Source organism: Anaerolineales bacterium, from assembly GCA_030583885.1.
Classification (GTDB): Bacteria; Chloroflexota; Anaerolineae; order Anaerolineales; family Villigracilaceae; genus Villigracilis.
On sequence record CP129480.1, the window covers coordinates 160,883 to 180,450 of the forward strand.

Here is a 19,568-nt window from a genome sequence, read left to right on the forward strand (position 1 = left end):
TATTACTGCACGATAAATTGCGCGTTTCTATATCGATCATCCGTCGGGTTGCGGATCAACCCGGACTTCAACGCAAACAACACTTCGCGCACACCGTCATCCACATCCAGAGTGGTGTCAAAGCCCAGCACCTGTTTGATCTTTTCGAATGAAACGGTAATATCGCGCATATCGCCCCCAAAGGTCAGGTCCTTGTATTCAACCGTGGTCTCCGGCATGCGTTTGAGCACCAAACCCACAATATCATCCTTTGAATAATTACCATTCTCGGTTCCCAAGTTGAAGACCTGCCCGCGAATTTTTTCCCGCCCGGCTTCCAGGCCCATGATCACACCGCGCACCACATCACGGATGTGGACGAAGGAACGTGAATAACCACGCTGATAGATGATCAACTCGCGTTTGGTGAAGGCCTCCAACACAAACTGATTGACGATCAGGTCAAAACGTGTGCGCGGGGAAATTCCGTATAAGGTTGCAAAGCGGAACAGCAAAGGAGCGCATACGGCATGCCCTTGCGAGAGCAGGTATTCTTCACTGGCGATCTTTGTTTCGGCATATAACGATTGCGGATTCAAGGGGGACTCTTCCGTGACGGGCTTTCCGTCTTCAGATAAGCCATAGTTGCTGTATGTGGACGCAAACACGAACCGCTCCACGCCCAAATCTGCCGCCTGCTCGAAGACCAGTTTGGTCGCCTCGACATTGTACTTCCACGCCACCTGCCTCCCGACCGCCTGGCAGGCTGGGAAACCGACGATCGCCGCCAAATGGACAATTCCATCCGGTTTCTGCCAGTCGCGTTTGACCGCGTCCCGCACGGCGCGAGGTTCGGTCACATCGGTCTTGATGAAATGGAAGTTTGGATGATTCAGGAACGGGACAATGCTCTCGCCGCCGAAGAGCAAACTGTCCAGGATGGTGACCCTGTAATTGGCGCGGAGCAGTTCCGAGGTCAGAATCGAGCCGATATAGCCTGCGCCGCCTGTGATCAAAACATGTCGTTCGGTCATTCCAGGCCTTCCAATCTGATCTTGTATCCGTCCAAGACAAGGGCGGGGGCAGATTTATCGTTCACCACCGCGATGCCCTGTTCCATGCAGGTGAGCTTGCAAATATCCGCCACATCGCCGGAACCGAGGATGCGCACCCGGTCAAAACCAGCGTGGCGGATTTTTACGACATGCTCCTTCACGCGCTGACGGGTGCGGCGATAGACTGAGAATGAACGCTCGACATAATCCACGGCAAGGCGGGCGCGCAGGGCAATGCCTTCCGGCGTGATGATGTAGCGCAGTTTCTTGCGCTCGGCACGCGAGACCTTGACTGCACCCTTGGCGATCAGCCGTTTTAAATGCCAATTGACCGTTCCAACCGCCACCCCCAATTGCGTGGCAAGCGTGGACTGGTTCACATCAGGATCGCTCTCGATCTGTTCGAGCAGGGAAAGTTCGCGGAGTTCGTCGTTTGTTGATTCCATGGTCAAAATTCAATCCAAAATTCAGTGACTGAATTATAACTAGGAATAGTGGGATGTCAATCAGCTGTTTTCTGTGAAAAGCCGCCTGCCGCCAAAACTCAGGGCAGACTTGTCCTCAACTGATAAATATCCGCTCCGTTTACATTTCCCACCCTAACATAATTCTCGTCGATAAAATCCAGGGTCGCATTTAAGTTGGCGGCAAGAACGACATCCTTCCATTTTATCTTCTGTTCCTTGCGGACGTTTGGATCAAGGTCGGGAATGCGCTCCCGATCTGCGGGCTCAATCAAATTTACGATCAATGTTGGCGGTTCCGAACTGAGTTGGGAATAAAACTGCCCCGCCCAGGCATTCGTTAATGGGGTATCTACATGCACCAACGGATACGGCAAAAAGTATGCCGGGGATTCCCGCCCGGATACAAAATTAACGATGGGTCTAAATCCCCACATGAAGACCTGATCCTGCCCGGTCGTATTCTCGCGAAGATAGGATGCCACGGGATCCACATACTCGGTCTGCCCAGCCGGGGCAGATGCCAACACAGCCCCATAGCCTTTCCAGGTTTCCAGTTTGCCGAATATGCTGAGTAGAATAAAAACAATCAACACAAGGGAGCTGTTCTTTTCCAGGCGAGGCAGAAACCTGCCCGGCAACAAAAAAATTACATAAGCGCATAACACCCCAAAATAAGGGGCCCATCCAATGAAATAATGCAGGTAATTCCGCCCCGAAAGGGTGCTTAAGATCAACTCGATCGGCAAGCCCAACAGTAAAACCAACAGCAATGCTGAAAAGTCAGTTCCCCGCACAAGACCCTTGATCACAATGAACAAGGACAGCACGTACCCCATCAACGTGACGGCCGAAAAAATAACGCCCATGGCTACAGACGCATCTTTTATCCCATCCAGAATCTGTGCAATACCCGTATCGGAACTGTATTGCAGGTTGAACACAATCACGACATTGATCATTTCCTGCAATGCGCCTTTAAACGCAAAATAAACCACAACAGGAACAAGCACTGCTGCGGCGCCGAGCGCGATCAGCACCAGCCGCCTGGCCAGCAGTCTCCAATCCCTTGATAAAAATGCCAGCGCAATGAATCCGCCCGCCACGGCAGCCTGCATGCTTATATTATTCGGGCGCAGAAGGATGTTTAGCCCAAGGGAAAGGCCAATCAAAAGATCGAACGTTTTTATTTTCGGTTGTTGCGCGCCTTTACCAAATGCCCACAATGCCAGACAACTGAACAGGATGGAATATTCCTCCGAATAATTCCCGCCCTGCAAAACGTTACCGGCGGCTGAAACCAGTACGAAAACCCCAATCAGGGCTGGAATGTTCCCCATACCAGCACGGATCAATAAGTAACAAAGCCACGCAGCGCCAAAAAGGAATAGGAATTCCATAAGCCATATCCCCCAGCGGGAACCATCCCCCAGCAAAAGACCCAGTGCATTAATATAAAAGACGAGCGGGCCTTTATTCTCCCATACATCCAGGTAGGGAATTTTACCTTTCAGGATCAATGAACCGATATACATGAAAATCCCTGCGTCCCTCCCCGGGTAGGAAAACAGCGGATTCAATAATATTCCAGATACCAGCAGGCCGATCCATAAAATCTTGAGCACCATATTCGAATAACGGGAATTGATGGATGAAATAAGTTGTTTGAACATGAACCACCTCAAATTCCGGACTTAATTCCTTGGGAATTATAACCTTCCCATGAAAATCGCAAGGATGTTTTGTGATATTTTCAGGTAAAATAGCCCCGCCATGAAAACAAACCCATCATTCGATGAAACAGGCAGGGCATACCAGCAAACCCGCATCGTCCACTGGGATCAGGTCGCTAAAAAGCGGGATGGCTGGCGTGGCATGGGATATTGGTATCATCGGCGCCTGACGGAAATTTACAAATTTCTTGTCAGCCCAAACCAGCGCGTGCTCGAAATCGGCTGCGGCACGGGAGGTTTAATCTCGCAATTAAACCCATCCCATGGCGTCGGAGTGGATTTCTCCGCCGAGATGATCACTCGCGCCAGACAACGCCACCCCGAAATCGAGTATCACCAACTCGACGCGCACGACCTGACCGGCCTCGAAGGCACTTTCGATGTAATTATTTTTTCCGACACCGTCAACGATTTGTGGGATGTCCAGTGCGCGCTGGAACAGGTGCAAAAATTCTGCGCGCCGCACACGCGGCTGATCCTCAACTTTTACAGCCACCTCTGGCAGCTGCCGCTCACCCTCGCGCAAGGCCTCAACCTCGCCGCGCCCATGCTCAGTCAAAACTGGCTCACCCCCGAGGATGTGGATAACCTGCTGCGGCTCGCGGGGTTCGAAAGCATCCGCACCACGCGCGAAATTCTATGGCCCCTGCCGCTCGGTGGATTTGCAGACCGCTATCTGGTGCGGCTCTGGCCCTTCCGCAATTTCGCATTATCCAATTTTGTGATCGCCCGTCCCATGCCACAGCCTGTAAAAGAAGCCAGCGTCTCTGTCGTCGTTGCCGCGCGCAACGAAGCGGGAAACATCAAATCCATTTTCGAACGCCTGCCAAGGATGGGCTCAAGAACCGAGTTGGTTTTCGTGGAAGGGCATTCACGCGATAACACGTACGGAGCCATCGAAAAGGAAATCACGCTTCATCCCGCGACCCCAAGCCTGCTCTTCCGCCAGCCCGGCATCGGCAAAGCTGACGCAGTACGTCTCGGTTTCGAGAAAGCCTCCGGAGATATTCTCATGATCCTGGATGCCGATCTCACCGTCCCGCCCGAGGACCTGCCCCGTTTCTACGAAGCCATTGCAACCGGCAAAGGTGAATTCATCAACGGCGTGCGCCTCGTCTACCCGATGGAAAAGGAGGCCATGCGCACGTTGAATTTCATCGGCAACAAATTGTTCAGCATGGCATTCTCATGGATGCTCGGCCAGCCCATCAAAGACACCCTCTGCGGCACAAAAGTAATGTGGAAAACAGACTACGAAGAGATAGCCGCCAGCCGCTCCTACTTTGGCGACTTTGACCCCTTTGGCGATTTCGACCTCATCTTCGGCGCGGCCAAACTCAACCGCAAGATCGTGGACCTTCCCATCCGCTACCGCGAGCGCACCTATGGCACCACCAACATCTCCCGCTGGAAGCACGGCATCCTGCTTCTTAGGATGGTTGCCTTCGCGGCAAGGCGGATAAAGTTCGTTTAAAATTGTGGATATTTAGTTCGGGGCGGCCTTCATCCTCAGCTATCGGCACATGGCGGCGTCAAAATATCTTGAAATGTAAAACCCCCGGTCATTTCCTTGCTGCACAAAGATAAACAATAATTCCCCGCCTTCGCCGTAAATCAATATGGCATCGGATGCATGTGGGAAAAAATCGGGGTGGTCGCGTGCTTGAAAAATCACCCTGTCGTTCTTCTGTCCGATGATTTCGAATACAAGCCTGTCTTCAGCGGCAACCTTGTAGCCGATCGCATCCGTAATCCTCTCTCCATCGCCGGCCATATAATAGCGGGGGTAAAGGGTTCTCCCCTGCACAAACCGTATCGCACCGTCGACAGCAAGATCCTGCAAACATGTTGAATGGAAGCCTGATTGTTCCAAGCCTGGCGACGTCAATAGTCCGGTCAACAACTCATTTTGAGGCAGAGGCGGGTATTTAACGGGAAAAATCCTCTCACTGGCGGGCGGTAAAACCCCGATCCCCCAAAATAGCAGGCCGGCAAAAAAATATTGCCTGAAATTATTTTTTGCGGGTGAAACCGGATGCACAAGCGATTTATTTTTCAACCAATCCGTGGTCAGTGAACAACCGCCTTCCAGGGTCGAGAGAAATCCGACAAAAACGGAATAAAGCCCAATCAGATAATAAAGATAAACAGACCAATCCATCGTCAGCATGAACCTCTGCCCCGAAAGCAGGGCTAATGAAGTCCATAAATTATAGGCAAGGTTCACCCCCAAGGGTAGAAGACCCATCCAGCCATTGCGATGCCAGGCGGTTGCGACTCCCAAACCAAAGAGAAAAGTATAAAAAACAAGAAGACTAATCTGGGAGGAACCAGGGTTGCCTTCCCATCTTTCCCAAAAGGCATAAGATGGAACCCAGAGATCCCCCAAACCTTGCAGTTCAGTTCTCAGCGGAAATAAAAGAATATTATTGACCCCATGATTAAGAAAGGAATTTGCAACTCCCCACAATGCGCCATAAGGATTGGACGAAATCGCATCCGATGAGATTTGGTTCAAGCGCTGGTTGTATGCAGTATTGGATTCTCCCGGCAGGGGCATTACATCCGGTTCAAATCCATTTATCCGGCTATACCGCAGCGCCAGGTTGATCATTTGCGACTCGGGGCTGTCGAAGATCAAACTGCCGGTTAAACGCCAGTTGCGCCATAGCCAGGGACTGACAACGATGGAAACAGCGACGATCATCAAGACGGCGCTTTTTACCAGCGGCCTGACGGTTTTCGGCTTTGTCAGCAAGGCAAACAGCATAAGCACAGGCAGTGCCACAACAACCTGGGTGCGGATCAACATGGCACAACCGAGGATTCCCCCCAAGACAAATCCCAACCAGGTTGAAAACCCTGATCGAATCCAGCGCATCCCCATGAACAAAAACAAGGCCAGCAACATTGCCGTGGGAATCTCCGCAAGATACACCTTTGAATAACTTAGATTTCCGGTAAACGGAGATACCAGGTTCGAGGTGTAATCACGGAGGATGGCAAGCAAGGCTATCGCAATCCCGATCGGCCGACCGAAGAATTCCCTGCCGAATAAATATAACAACACGGGGAAAAACGCAAAAAACAGGGTTTGTAAAAAAATAACCCCTTCGTAATCCTGGCCCATCAGCAAATGTGCAAAAACAAGAAAAACAATATAAAGCGGGCGTTGCGGGATCCGGTTTTCGCCGAAACCATTCCCTATCAAAATAGACTGTGCAAACTGGTCATACGTCTGAGCATCAAGGAATGGATATATTTCAAAATTCGGTCCATGTGGTTTAAGTGCGGATGCATTTGGAATTATTGGCTGGCTGAGCCAGAGTGCTGAAGAAAAAATCCAGATCACAGCGCATATCGATAACTCCAGGTATGGCAGTCCAATACGTTTCTTCCTCGTCTCAAGAAAGGCTGTTCCCGCCAAAGCCATACAAGCAATGGCGATCTGCCATTCAAGTAATGGAACAGCAGGCAATCCACGAGACCAGTCCCCCTTATAGGACGGAACGATCCCCAAACCGGTGGAGGCGATAAAGGCGGCAGACACGGCCAAAACAACAAGGATGATGCCGATTTTTGCCAAAAATTCCCGTGGCATTTTGGGGCGTTCTTCTTTTTTGAGAAATTCGGCAAGGAAAACCAGTACAACGAGTTCGAACGAGACATACGTCATTAAGTTCAACAGGGGCAAAATAATCCGTAAATAATTATCGTACATGGAGGGCGGAAACGCGGCAAACAAACCGTATAAAACCCGGATGCAAATCCCCGCAAAAAAAGTAACCAAGGCTGATATAAAAACATAATTTCTCGTCTTCGATCTGGTGAACACATTATTCCATGCCGGCCATGGCGGGAAATTCCCAGATGCCGCGACAATCAGAGCGATGTTTACAAACACCCAAAAGGCCAACAACAAGCCAATCGACACACGCAAAGCCGAAAGCTGAAAAAAGGCTGCAGCCCCCCCCGACAAAGACAAATACTGTCTGAGTTCGACAACGCCATGCACCGCCCACAAGGCAAACAGGGCAATCCATTTATGCGTTCCGGATACCCTTTTAAAATCAAGCATGAAAACACACCATTCGCACCAAGTTTTTCTCTCCACGCACTGCTATTTTAACTGCAAATCATGCCATGCATATCATCCGATGCCGGGAGAATATTATCAACCCACGAAAACACAGGATGGCACAACCATGCAGGTCCAACCAATACATTCGGAATTTTACATAAAGCCAGAACACCCAAGGCTCTTGATGATACGGACGTTCGGCGCATTGGGCTTTTTTTAATCGCATCAGGTAAAATAGCATAAACATCTCAATCAAGGATATTTCATGCATCCCACTCTTAAACTCCTTCCCGCTGAAACATATAAAGGTGTAAATCAATACGACCCCATCAAATTTTACTACTGGCCCGTCTTCGGGCGGATGTATCGCCGCCGGGTGGAACTGGCACTGGGCGAATGTACGGGCGGTGAGCGCGTGCTGGAGGTCGGATTCGGAACCGGGCTTGCATTCCCCAACCTGCACGAGTTGTACAAAGAAATCCATGGCATTGACCTGACCGCGGATATTGAAGCGGTTCAGTCTGTTTTCGAGCCGATGCACATCCCGCTTTTTCTCGAAAAAGGCGACGTAATCAACATGCCGTACCCGGACAACAAATTCGACACGGTGTTGTTGATCAGCATTCTGGAGCATCTTAAACCACTGGAGTTGGAGCAGGCCTTCACAGAGGTGAGGCGTGTACTTAAACCAGGCGGCCAGATGGTGTATGGAACTCCGGTTGAAAAGCCGTTCATGGTCTTTATGTTCCGCATGCTGGGACATGACATCCGTGATGAGCATTTCTCCACGGAAAAAGAGATTGCGGCTGCCGCATATAAAATGTTCTCAAAAGGTCAAGTTATCGAAATGAAGAGCACGCCGCCCATTGCAGGGGCGGTATACACCGTTGGGAACTTCATCAAATAAAATGAGGGCGGTTAGCCTGTGCCGTTTCCCTGCCTATGGCATACGTTCGTAGATTTTTATATCCGGATTTACTGCTGAAACCCAGACCCCTGGCAGGAAGGCTGGCAGTTCATACGAAAATTCCCTGATAAGCCGGTAGCTCGTTACCTCCCCAGCCAGCAGCCGCTTGAAGAAATCACATTCCACTGGATTGGTCTCGCAGACTGTGTCAGTGTAGAAACGATCATAGGTGTAGCTGTCAATCACAAAGTAGTCAGTGCCGCGCTCCAGCAGGCCCTGCTCACCCTGGTTGTACTCATAGCGTCCACCGCGTGGCACTACATCCGTCGGATATTTCACAAAATAGATCGGATAATTATGCGCCCGCATAAAACGCCGCTTCTCAATAACCGGAGGATACAGCGTATATTCAATGCTCTTTCCGTACCCGCGGACAGCGGCAATATATTCACTGGCAGGGATGCGGGCATCATTCATGAAGAGCAATGCCGTGCTGGCCAGCCGCAGGAGGGCATGTGAAATCCCCACAAAAAGCAGGAGGCCGACGGCGTACGACATAACTTTCCAGTTCCAATCATTTGCCAGATCAAGAATCTCCCTGATAAACAAAGCGCCCAGGATGGCCAAAAACGGAACGAATGGAATGAAATAGCGCGGGATGTAATTGATGGAGACCATGAACGGCAGGTCGAAGATCAGAACTGTCAGAAGCAGGGCAAAGACCGCCTGCGCCTGTCCCCGGTCGAACTTTACCTTTACAAATCTCCATAAAACCAGCTTAACAACGAACCAAAGAAAAGCGATAATAAAAACCCAATAGACAAACGCGCCAACCGCGTTCTCGAACACCTGCCACTGGCCAAACAACCCGATCTGCGCACCGGAATTGAACCCATACTGCGGATAATTTCTCAAGAAAGGAATTACACTCGTAAAGTAGTAAACCGGTGCAAACAGTGCTTTTGGCGTACCAAGCCCATATCCCAAAAACGAGACTACCCCGCCTAAAACCAGCCTGCCAGCCATGGACAGCCAACTGGCACGTATCTCTGACCAGTGCATGACAAGATACACAATAACCGGTAAAAGGATGATGCTCCCGCCCGTATATTTGCTCGAAGCCGCCAATCCAACTGCAAAGAAGGAGGCATACCACCACCATGGCATCCTGCTGTATTGATATTTGACGACAAAAAACACGCATAGAATGGTGAAAAATTGCAAATAAAGGTCGTTGTGGGCAAAACGTGCATTTGCCGCCGCCACGCCGCCGGCAATATATAACAGTCCCGCCAAGGCGGACGTTCTTTTGTTCGCGCCCATCCTGCGCGCCAGATAATAGATCAGCACCCCGCTCAGCGCCCCCAGGAACGCTGAAAACGCGCGCGCGGCAACAATGAATGCAAAACTCGATTTCCCCAATAGATCATAGGTCACCAGGCCGATGGCATACATAACATACTTTGGCAGGGACGGGTAATTGAAATCGGGCTCGGTCTCGTCAAAGATCATATTCCCGTTGAGCGCCATATCCACGCGCCAGACCAGTTCATCCGGGTTCCACAGCGCAGGCGCGCCCCACTGCACACCCGGCAGTGAAACTCCAAGAAAGAGCAGGAAAAGGAAAAAGGGCAGAAGCGTCTCGTTCCGTATTGTCCATTGAGATGATTTCCGTTGCATAAACAGCGTTCCCTTTTTCTATTCTATAGAACAGGTCAATCCCTGCCACGGCAATTTCGCAACAATGGGGGATCGATCATTGACCTCAACAGCCAGTGCACGTATGCCGGCTCTTTCCCTGCAACCAATAATGAACACATCGGCGGCATTTGGGAAATAATCCGGAGGTGTCTCCCTTTGAATGAAAACCTGGGCATTTTCAGACCCAATATAAGTAAATTGTAATCGATCCAAATCGCCTACCAGCAAGGAAAAGGATTCGCCGCTTCCCCAATACTTGCCCTGCTCATAAAAGAGTGGATAAAGGGCGCGTCCATACAGAACAACGGCGGCTGGTTCTGTTTCCAGAAAGGATTCTACATGTGCTGCTGTTATCCAGGTGCCATTTTCCAACATAAGCCCGTCCGCCGCCTGTTCAGCGAGCCTCTGATCTGTATCCATTTCAGAATATCTCTGAGGAATAAGTATTTCCGTCAACGGCAGAGATATCCCCAAAAATATAAAAACCAACAAAGTTGACCGGCATTTTCCTAAAGCGGCAGACGGGTTATCAAAAGACCCGCCCCCGTCCTCCCTGTTATAGACAACCCCGGATACCCTGCTTGAGATCAATGCAATCACAAGAACAGTCAATGTCACCAGTCCAATGCAATAGTAAAGTTGTAGAATCCAGTCCACCGGCTGAACAAAACGCCATCCAGATATGCGGGCAAGGGACATGCTAAAGTTAAAGGTAAAGTGAATTAAAAGCGGCACGAGCCCCAACACGCCCAACCGTTTAACAGCGATGCCCACGCCGAAGGTAATCAACCCAAGTGTAATAAAGAAGATCAATCCTGAACCAGGTGTAAAACTGAGCAAAGGTTCATTCCAATACTGCATGCGCACAGTATAGGAACGCAGATCATATAATTTCAGCGACACGGGCATGGCAAGGACTGATGCAATTTCATTGCGGACAAAATAGCTTGTATAAACCCGTGCCAATTCCACCGGATGATCCAAAATATACTGAAACACCTGGCGCTTTATACGGCTCGAATGCTCATCAGGGGTCTCCCCCGGAAGAATATCCACCGTATCCGTCGGCTCAGTATACGCCCCGGCATACCAGCTGATGTAAAACTCGGAACTTTCTATTGCAAGTTTCCCATTAACTTCATGGTTTCTCCAAATCCATGGCGCTGCCATCACCAAAAAACCCAAAGCAAACACCGAGATTCGTCGAAGAGCCCGCTTTAACCGAAAACCTCCAGAAAAGGCCATGCCGATCAAGATGGCCGGAACTATGAATACCGACTGGTGACTGCGCACGAGCATTAACATCCCAAACGATGCGCCCGCAAAAACCCCGAGCCAATCAGAAGCGACTGGTCTTTTAAGCCATTTCACCAGAACAAAAATCAACAGGAGCATAAAAACCATTGTGGGCACGTCAGCCATCAACAGCTTTGAATGGGAAATCTCAATGACATTGGTCAGCGCAATGCCATTCCTTTCCCTTAAGATGATCAAAATCGCAATCAGAAGGCCCGCCGGCCGGCCTCCAAGCATGGACGCCAATAAATAGGCTATCGCCGGCATGACCGCCAGGAAACCAACCTGAAGAAAAATCACATTCTCATAGAGTTGTCCACCCACCATGCGGAAAAGTGTGAGCATAAAAACATACAATGGCCGCAGTATGATTTTATTGTTTTGATCGGCTCCTATGAGCATGTTCTGAGCGGATAGATCGTAAATGGCCGCGTCGGAATGGGGATAATATTCAAAATTTGGCGGGGTGGGGGTTGGCGTGAAGTAACTATCCTTCCGCATGGGCTCACCCCACCAAATAAAGGAAGCCGAAAGCCATAAGGCCAGGCAAACGATCACATCCAGGCGGATAAAAGATGCATGGTTGACTTGAAAACCTTTCACCCACTTCTCAAGCGGGTCGTTCCAAAAAATAAAGGATAATGAAAAAAGCCATGCTACAAACAATTGAGAAAATAGAATTGGCGCCCCTGGGTAATGCCATCCATATTTTTCCGGCACCAAACCGATACCTGACCTGGCAACCCATGCAGACAAAACCAGGAGTAACGTAAACACAGCGCTCGTGATCCCAAAAAGGCTTTTCCATTCCAAAAGGATGTGCCAATTCGGTTTTTTATTTCGCCACAGAAACTGTCCAAGCAGAGTTTGAATGCCAACGGCACTCCCCAGGAAAATAACCGGGCCAATGCGCTCAGCGAACGCAAAATAAGCGGCCTGATTCTCGAAGGGAAGAAGCAAGAGGATAATTCCCAATGAGATCAGAAACAAGGAAACCAGATGCATGATGAAATTCCCCCGGCGGCTATTAAGAACCCCTTCCATATGTTGGATGGATTGTTCCAGCCTTGCGGCTGAATTTTGAATCTGCAAAAAAAACAAAAAAACCAGGGCAAAAAAAGCGAGAAACACGCCAAGCAATAGAAGGCGCTGGGATGAATATCCAAGAAACACGGCATTCCTCGGATCAGCGGGGATCAATAAAAGGAATCCAAAGGCAACAGCACCTTCAAACAACCCCATCAGAATGTATAGTTTCAACAATGTTTTTTTTTGCCGCATCGCGAGTTCGTGCTTCCTTAAAGCCGTCCATGGGAAAAGATCGAAATAAGCGTCACAGAGTCGACCGCGATATCGCCCGTTAGATATTCGGGACGCACGGCTGAATGCGCGACCCGAAACCGCTCCACGTCGCGTTCCAAAACAACAAAATCCGTTTTGGGGAAATAGCGCCGAAAGACCTGTTGATAATCCTGCAAACGGAACCTGTTCAAATTACTGGTGGGATTAAGGAATTTTCGCCAGACCTGCTCTGAAAACTTAAGCATCTCGAACGGATATTCAAAATAATGATCGCGCAGATCGACAAAATGCAAATGCACACCTTCAGACGCGGTCAGCTTCGCAAGCGCCCGCGTAATCCCGTCCACATCATCCAAATGCTCGTAGACCGAGGTACTGAGGACAACATCCACTGCGGGGATCTGCTTTTGGATTTGTTCATCACGCACGTCCCCATGTAGAAGCGTGATGTATTCGCCTCGCGGCCGGACCTGTTCCTGCTCGAGTTTCAGAAACTGACCATACGCCGACAGCAGCTCCCGGTTCCGCTCGTGATCCAGCAGGACAAAATGATCGCATAAGACAACATGCGCCGCGCCGCGCTGTAGCAGTTCCACGCCCACCGCAAAACGCCCGCCATAACCGAAAACAAGCACACGCTTTCCGTCAATGGACACGCCCCTGCCAGCCAACGCCTGCATGTATCGCCCCACTGCCACAAATGGATCGGTGGATTCCAGCCCGGGTTTTATGACCCAGCGCCGCTTGAGCAGGAAACGCGCCAACCCTTCTGGCATGAAATGGCGAATGAGACGCAGAAAAAGATACCGAAAATTCACAGCCGCCTCTAAGGCAAATAGGGGGAACAATCGTCCGGCGCAGATTTGGGAATCAACAACTGCACTCCCGCTTCCTTGAGCGTTTGCGCCTCCTCATAATAGCACAACACTGGGATGGAAACCCACGAGACCCAGGCGTTGTTTTCCTCGCCGAACCTGTAGGTGCTGTCTTTTATGGGAGTTCGCAGCGGCTCGGTGACGATCAGCGAGAAACGCCCAGCCGCAAGGTCGCGGTATAAGCCCTCGAAATATCCCGCGTTGGAACTCAGGGCTTCGTTCATCAACACCTTCTTTTCGTATTCAGGGATCAGCGGCGCGTCGATATATCCGAACGTGAGCAGTTGGCGCTGGTCAATGAATAGAATATCGCCCTGCCCGCGCGCGGTATCCACAAAGAATTGGATCTCAGCCAGGGACTCATCCACCACATCATCGGCGGGGAGCATGTCCAGCAGCTTTTTGTCGGATATATCGCGGAGCACCATCAGTGTTTTCATCTGGTCGCCATACTCGAAGGAGCGCAGATGGCTCAAGGGAATGACCGCCGGGATTGCAAGCGATGCCGCAAGCGCAAACCGCACCCAGAGCGGCATCATGCCTTTCAGCAAAACATCCCTGCCGCCGTTGACCCATGCGATGAACACCGTGAACGCCGTTCCGACCAGGAACATGTCCATATTGTGCAGGTCGCCGCCGCCGCCGATTTTTGTGCTGACGATCAGGCCGACCACAAGAAAAGCAAGCAATGGACCAAGCATGGCGAGTTTCTGCCAGATGTTCAACTGCCATTTCCTTGAAACAGCGAGCCAGACCAAAACAATGAGTACGGGCAAAACGGCAACCGCCAATCCAAGCAGAATCCCCATGCCATAGGTGGAGTTGGGAAGCAGGCGATACCACAGCAAGGGCTGGTCGGCGATGGCGTTGGCGATCACTTCCGAGTTGACGCCGCTACCGGCAATCTGCTCGCTCACGTCGGTTATGCTTTCAACGGGACGCCTGAAAAGCGGCGCAATTTTTGGGAGCAGGTATCCGCCAAAGACGCCGGAAAAACCCAAAGCGAGCGAACGGCTCCAGGCAGACCGATCAAGTTTCCCCGAAGATAATGAAGCGCCCGCCAGTTCCAGCATCCCGATCCAGATGCCCGGGGCAAACATCCATGTGAAACGGCTGGATGCGGCGTAGTGTCCCGCGTAGATCATCAAAGGGATGGCAAGCCACAAAGGCTTGCGCCATAGAAAAGCCGTCAGCGCGGCGGCAAGCACAAGCGGCGGATGAATGGGACCCTGACGCAGAAAAAGGAAAACCCACAAGGTCATCAACAGCCAGATGCGCACATTTTTATCGACAGTGCGATAAACCGCAAAGCCGACCAAAAAATAAGGGACGATCAAGGTAAGACCAATCCAAAGACGCACCGTTTCGATCCCGACACCGGGTATGAGAAATACAAGCCCGCCCACCAATTGCCGTCCCGTATCGAGCAGGACATAAATATCCTGGTTCTCGGGGATATCGTACCGCGCGCGTCCGAACAAAATCGAATAGTCCCAGATGCGATTGCCTTCCGACCATGCCAGTGAAAACGGATACTCCGTAACGCGCTGGAGGGAGATCGCCACGGTAAACGCGCTGGATGTCAAGACCAGGGCGGCAAGCAATGGCTGCCATCCGAGCAGGTCGTCGGTTTGGGTCAACAGCACAGCGAGCAAAACCGCAATCAATGCCCACAAAAGAATTCGGAAAAACATCCCATGGAATACGATGCCCCACATGGTACCCTGCAAAAACCAGACAGGGATGATCAGGACAAGGACCGCCAGCATCCAACGCGCAAGCGCAAACTTGTTCCGAAAGGCAATTGCCGGCTCGAAAAATTGGAGAAACCGCTCCTGTCGAAACACTGCGAACAGAACACCCGCAAACAGCGCTGCGCAAAACAGGCAGAAAAACACAAAAAGAGCCAGCCATCTGACGGAGAATTGCCCGATCGCCGCACCCGTTCCCCATGCAATATGATAGAACTCGAAACACGCGCCCAATAAAACAATGGATGCGGCAAGGATCGAAATGGATTTTTGAACATACAAACGCTTCATACCTACACCTTTAATGGATTGCTCCTATTCAGCATTCGCCTCGCCCAAGCCCTGCCGCATCACATCCAGATATTGCCCGCACATGCGGTCTGTCGTATAGGATTCCAGAACCCGCCTTCTGGCGGCTGCGCCCATGCGGCGGCGCAATTCGGGATCGCGGCACAATTGTAATATAGCTTTTGCCAGCGCATCCGGCGACTCTGTTGGCACGAGCAAGCCATGCACGCCCTCCTCCACCACTTCATCCACCCCTTCCAACCGCGTGGCAATGACGGGCAATCCTGCCAGCATGGCTTCAAGCAGGGCAATGGGCAGCCCCTCCATGCGGGAGGGCAGCACGAACACATCCGCGGCGGCGAGATACTTCGTTACGTCATCCCGCATTCCAAACAAACGAATATGATTTTCGAGCCGCAGCAAATGTATCTGCATCTCCAGGTCATGCCGCAGCCCGCCATCGCCGCAGATTCCAACCTTCGCATTGGGCATATCCTGAACTATCTTTGACATGGCTGAAACCAGGTGCTCGTGCGCCTTCGCGTATACCAAACGACCCACGGAAAGAAAAAAAACATCCTCATCCCCGAATCCACCCGCGCGGCGGACGGATTGCCGATCGGCATCATCAACAGGAACGGGGGCGATGCCGTTTGGAATCATCACGACCTTTTCGGAACGAATCCCCTCCTCCAGGGATTTCCGCCGCGTCTGCCTGGAGACCGCCACAATATAGTCCGCCATGTGATTGACAATCCACGCATGCAGGATTTCCTTCCAACGGGAGAAACCTTCTATTTTGCCGTGATGGGTGGCGATCCGAACAGGGATCCCCAGCAGCCATGCCAACGGGATGGCGAGGGCATTGGCGTCGTGCGTAAAGGTTTCGATCACATGCGGCTTAAGGCTGCGTATCAACCTCCACAGCCGCCCCAATCCCGACAACAGTGAGAGGAAGTTCGAAACGACGCCCGCCCCTTTACGAAAGGCTTTAAGATCGATAATCGCGAATGCCGACTTCCTCCGCCAGGCAGCATGCATGGACTCGCGATCATAGAAAAATACAGCCGTTACAGCATGTCCATGCTCATGAAACCAAGCCGCCTGGTCGAGCAATACCTTTTGCGCACCGCCCGTCGCCATTTGGGTTCCAAGCAGGAGGATGGAATAAGACTTCATGTACGTTCCGCAAGGATTTCTTCAAAAAACGCCAGGCGCGTTTCTTCTTTTTTGCGCTGGTCGAGATACGAAAAAACAGCATTCACATCCACCCGTTTTCCCATCATATCATAGGCAAATTTGCGAATGCGGCTGGAGTTTTCTAGTATGTTATTCTCCGTATTCGGAAGGCGAAGCATGGTTTCGATTTCCAATTCACTCAAATCCGTGTCGTAGTAGGCAATGATCAGGGGGATTCCAAATGAGATGGCTTCTCGGACTTTTAAGGGGGAGGCTTCATTCATTTTCTTTCGATGCAAAGCCAATGTGCCACACATTACATCTGTTTTGCAAAGAATTTCATGCAGCTCATCCCCAAACAAAAATCCCAAAAAATGGACATTTTCGGTGTATGGGATATCGATGTCACTCTTTGAATACCCGATAATGTTGACCTCCAAATCCTGAAACAAGCCCGCCAGATCAATCAGCTTATCCACACCATGCCAGTCCATACCCGGTGAACCCACCAATGTAATAACAGGATGGGGATTTTTGGGCGGCGGCATGATTTTTACTTTTCGTACATCAATCCCATTGGAGATGACGCGAAACGGTTTGTCCCGTTTTGGCAAAAGCACATCCACCAATTCATGAGAGGGGAAGATGATTCCAGCCGCAGAACCAAACGTCAGTCCGCGTGTGAGGCGGTTCATCCAATGAAAAAACGCGCCGCGTTCCTGATATTCCTGACGGTCATCAGAGTTCGTCTCCAAAACGACTGGCGCAATCTTAAAAAGACGATGCAGGGGGTGGGAATATAACCCAAAACGCATATAAATGACATCGGGTTGGAATTCCCGTATCGCTTCAAGCATTCGCTTCAACTCGAACATGCGGGCTACTTCGCGTTTCAAGAGGTTTACGTTCGCATCGAAGATGAACTGCCGTTCTTCGGGAAACGGGATTTCCGCCGGGCTGAGGCTAAACAGAGTAACTTCATGCCCAATCTCACGCCAGATTCCCATCTGGCTTTTTATCTTTTTCCCCACACCGCCCTGCATGATCTCCGGGGCGACATGGACGGTGACGTAGGCAATGCGCATTTACTTCCGTTCCAAAAACAGGTTGAGCAATGCCTGTGCTTGAATAAATTTCCAGGCACGTTTCATGATTTTTTTGTCATGGCGTTTGAAAGCAACTTCCAGGTCATTTTGAACACGCGCACCGTTCCAGAACGGGGATGTTTGAAAATTATTCGAAGAGACTACATCGTGGATGAATTGATGACCGCGAGACGAGTCCCAGCCTTCAGCCAGGTCGGGGAATCCAAGTTTTTTGGATCGAACGCGAATCAAATCCGGAAGGACACCTTTCATTGCGTCGCGCAAAATCCTTTTTGTAAAGCCTCTGCCGATCTTTCGGTCAGATGGCAATGCGAAGGAAAAACACACCAACCGCCAATCCATGAGAGGTGAGCGCACTTCTACCCCGTGCGCCATGGAGAGACGGTCGAAATTTCGCAAGACCATCGGCAGATGCGTGAAGTGGAAGTCGGTGTAGAGTGTTTTGAAGAGTTCATCGTGCCCAGCAAGGCGTGGCTTGTCCTGCTCTATTGAAGGCGTAAAAAAAGGCTCAGGTTGTGCAACCAGCCATGAGGTCGAAGGTGATGCGGATTTTTTTCCAGTCAAACGTTTCTTGATGGCGTTTACATATGTCCCAAGTCCATGAGTCAGGCTCATGCTGTTTCGTATCAAGGCCAGTTCGGCGTAGCGAATCGGATTCGCATTGCGCATGGCGGCGAAGACGTGCCAGGTGTAGCCGCCCAGCGCTTCATCGCCGCCGTGACCGTCAATGGTGACGACCACGCCATGCTGACGCTGCATCTTGTGAACAAACCACGGACCGAGATGAATGTCGGAGAGTTCTTCGAATTGATAGAGGATCTCGTCGAAATGTTCGAGGTACATGTCCGCGTTCATTTCGCAGTAGATGGGATTGACACCGGTCTTCTTTATGACCTCATCGGCATAGCGGCGTTCGTCAATGACTTTGCCGGGCCACGTGCCGATGAAGGCTTTCTGCCATTCGTGCGCCATGCGCATGGTGGCATCGCCGGATTTGCGGATGTGGCTCATGGAAGAAAGCACGGAACTGGAATCCAAGCCGCCGCTGAGGGCTGTGCCGATGGGCACGTCACTGCGCATACGGATGCGGCAGGCATCGAGGAATAGTTCGCGGTACTGCGCGACCTGGTCTTCGTATTTTTCGGGTACATGGGGAAGATGATCGAGCGTATTCCACCAGCGGCGAATTTTCATATCACCACTTGCAGTGAGTGTGAGGCAATGCCCGCCCAACAAACGTTTGAGACCTTGAAAGAGACAATCCTCCGCGCCTTCGACCAGCGACGCATCTTCGAGCGAGTTGGCAAGCACGACGGGGTTGTATTCTGCGCGGAAGCCATCGAGCGCGAGAAAGGCTTTCATTTCGGAAGCGAAGGCAAAGCGTTTGCCATCGAAAAGATAGATCATCGGCTTGACGCCGAAGCGGTCGCGCGAGAGAAACAGTTTACGTTCGCGGCTGTCCCAAATGGCGAGCGCCCACATGCCGTTGAGTTTGAATTGAAAATCCTCGCCCCATGTATCGTAAGCGGCGAGCACGACTTCCGTATCCGATTCGGTATTGAAACGGCAGCCCAGGCTTTCGAGTTCATTTTTCAATTCGACGAAGTTATAAATTTCGCCGTTGAAGACGATCCAGTAACGCCCGTCGGCGTAGGGCATGGGCTGGTCGCCGGTGTTCAAGTCGATGATGGCGAGGCGGCGGTGACCAAAACCAAGATTGGCAGATTCGTCCACATGGATGTCCCAGCCGTCGGGTCCGCGATGCGCGAGTTGATTCGTAAAGCGGATCAATTCGTCACGATTGACCGGTTTACCGTCCAGATTCCAAAATCCAGTAATTCCACACATAAA

General features: G+C 51.0%; 13 protein-coding genes. 2 read left to right on the plus strand and 11 right to left on the minus strand.

Annotated elements, in window-relative coordinates:
* Positions 1 to 2 precede the first annotated feature (2 nt).
* The 3 genes from QY332_00860 to QY332_00870 all read right to left on the minus strand — a co-directional run bounded on the left by QY332_00860 (position 3) and on the right by QY332_00870 (position 3,171).
* Complete coding sequence (locus QY332_00860; protein ID WKZ36473.1) at positions 3 to 1,013, minus strand: NAD(P)-dependent oxidoreductase; 1,011 nt, start codon at positions 1,011 to 1,013, stop codon at positions 3 to 5.
* Complete coding sequence (locus tag QY332_00865) at positions 1,010 to 1,480, minus strand: winged helix-turn-helix domain-containing protein (protein ID WKZ36474.1); 471 nt, start codon at positions 1,478 to 1,480, stop codon at positions 1,010 to 1,012. Before QY332_00865 ends, QY332_00860 begins: the two co-directional genes overlap by 4 nt.
* 98 nt (positions 1,481 to 1,578) lie before the next feature.
* Positions 1,579 to 3,171, minus strand: a complete 1,593-nt coding sequence (locus QY332_00870; protein WKZ36475.1) for a glycosyltransferase family 39 protein — start codon at positions 3,169 to 3,171, stop codon at positions 1,579 to 1,581.
* A gap of 100 nt (positions 3,172 to 3,271) precedes the next feature.
* Between QY332_00870 and QY332_00875 the strand changes: the two genes are divergently transcribed.
* Positions 3,272 to 4,705 carry a methyltransferase domain-containing protein gene (locus QY332_00875; GenBank protein ID WKZ36476.1) on the plus strand — a complete coding sequence of 478 codons (1,434 nt, stop codon included), beginning with the start codon at positions 3,272 to 3,274 and terminating at the stop codon, positions 4,703 to 4,705.
* Positions 4,706 to 4,744: 39 nt separating this feature from the next.
* On the opposite strand, the gene QY332_00880 is transcribed toward QY332_00875, so the two are convergent.
* A complete protein-coding gene (locus QY332_00880; GenBank protein WKZ36477.1) occupies positions 4,745 to 6,907 on the minus strand; it encodes a glycosyltransferase family 39 protein in 2,163 nt (720 codons plus the stop codon).
* A 670-nt stretch (positions 6,908 to 7,577) separates the two neighbouring features.
* Here QY332_00880 and QY332_00885 point away from each other — a divergent pair.
* Positions 7,578 to 8,219: a class I SAM-dependent methyltransferase gene (locus QY332_00885; GenBank protein ID WKZ36478.1), complete on the plus strand. Its 642-nt coding sequence runs from the start codon at positions 7,578 to 7,580 to the stop codon at positions 8,217 to 8,219.
* Between the two features lie 33 nt (positions 8,220 to 8,252).
* Here the strand turns inward: QY332_00885 and QY332_00890 are convergent, their stop codons facing one another.
* Genes QY332_00890 through asnB form a run of 7 tightly spaced genes read right to left on the minus strand, consistent with a single transcriptional unit; the run spans position 8,253 to position 19,565 of the window.
* Positions 8,253 to 9,899, minus strand: coding sequence for a phospholipid carrier-dependent glycosyltransferase (locus QY332_00890; GenBank protein WKZ36479.1), 1,647 nt, complete (start codon positions 9,897 to 9,899; stop codon positions 8,253 to 8,255).
* Between the two features lie 18 nt (positions 9,900 to 9,917).
* The gene (locus QY332_00895) at positions 9,918 to 12,497 is read right to left on the minus strand and encodes a glycosyltransferase family 39 protein (protein WKZ36480.1); all 2,580 of its coding nucleotides are present in this window, start codon (positions 12,495 to 12,497) and stop codon (positions 9,918 to 9,920) included.
* 17 nt (positions 12,498 to 12,514) lie between these two features.
* Positions 12,515 to 13,336, minus strand: coding sequence for a hypothetical protein (locus tag QY332_00900; protein WKZ36481.1), 822 nt, complete (start codon positions 13,334 to 13,336; stop codon positions 12,515 to 12,517).
* 8 nt (positions 13,337 to 13,344) lie between these two features.
* Complete coding sequence (locus QY332_00905; protein ID WKZ36482.1) at positions 13,345 to 15,435, minus strand: hypothetical protein; 2,091 nt, start codon at positions 15,433 to 15,435, stop codon at positions 13,345 to 13,347.
* A 24-nt stretch (positions 15,436 to 15,459) separates the two neighbouring features.
* On the minus strand, positions 15,460 to 16,611 hold the full coding sequence (locus tag QY332_00910) for a glycosyltransferase family 4 protein (protein WKZ36483.1): 1,152 nt from the start codon (positions 16,609 to 16,611) through the stop codon (positions 15,460 to 15,462).
* The gene (locus tag QY332_00915; GenBank protein WKZ36484.1) at positions 16,608 to 17,696 is read right to left on the minus strand and encodes a glycosyltransferase family 4 protein; all 1,089 of its coding nucleotides are present in this window, start codon (positions 17,694 to 17,696) and stop codon (positions 16,608 to 16,610) included. Before QY332_00915 ends, QY332_00910 begins: the two co-directional genes overlap by 4 nt.
* On the minus strand, positions 17,697 to 19,565 hold the full coding sequence (asnB, locus tag QY332_00920; GenBank protein WKZ36485.1) for an asparagine synthase (glutamine-hydrolyzing): 1,869 nt from the start codon (positions 19,563 to 19,565) through the stop codon (positions 17,697 to 17,699).
* Positions 19,566 to 19,568 lie beyond the last annotated feature (3 nt).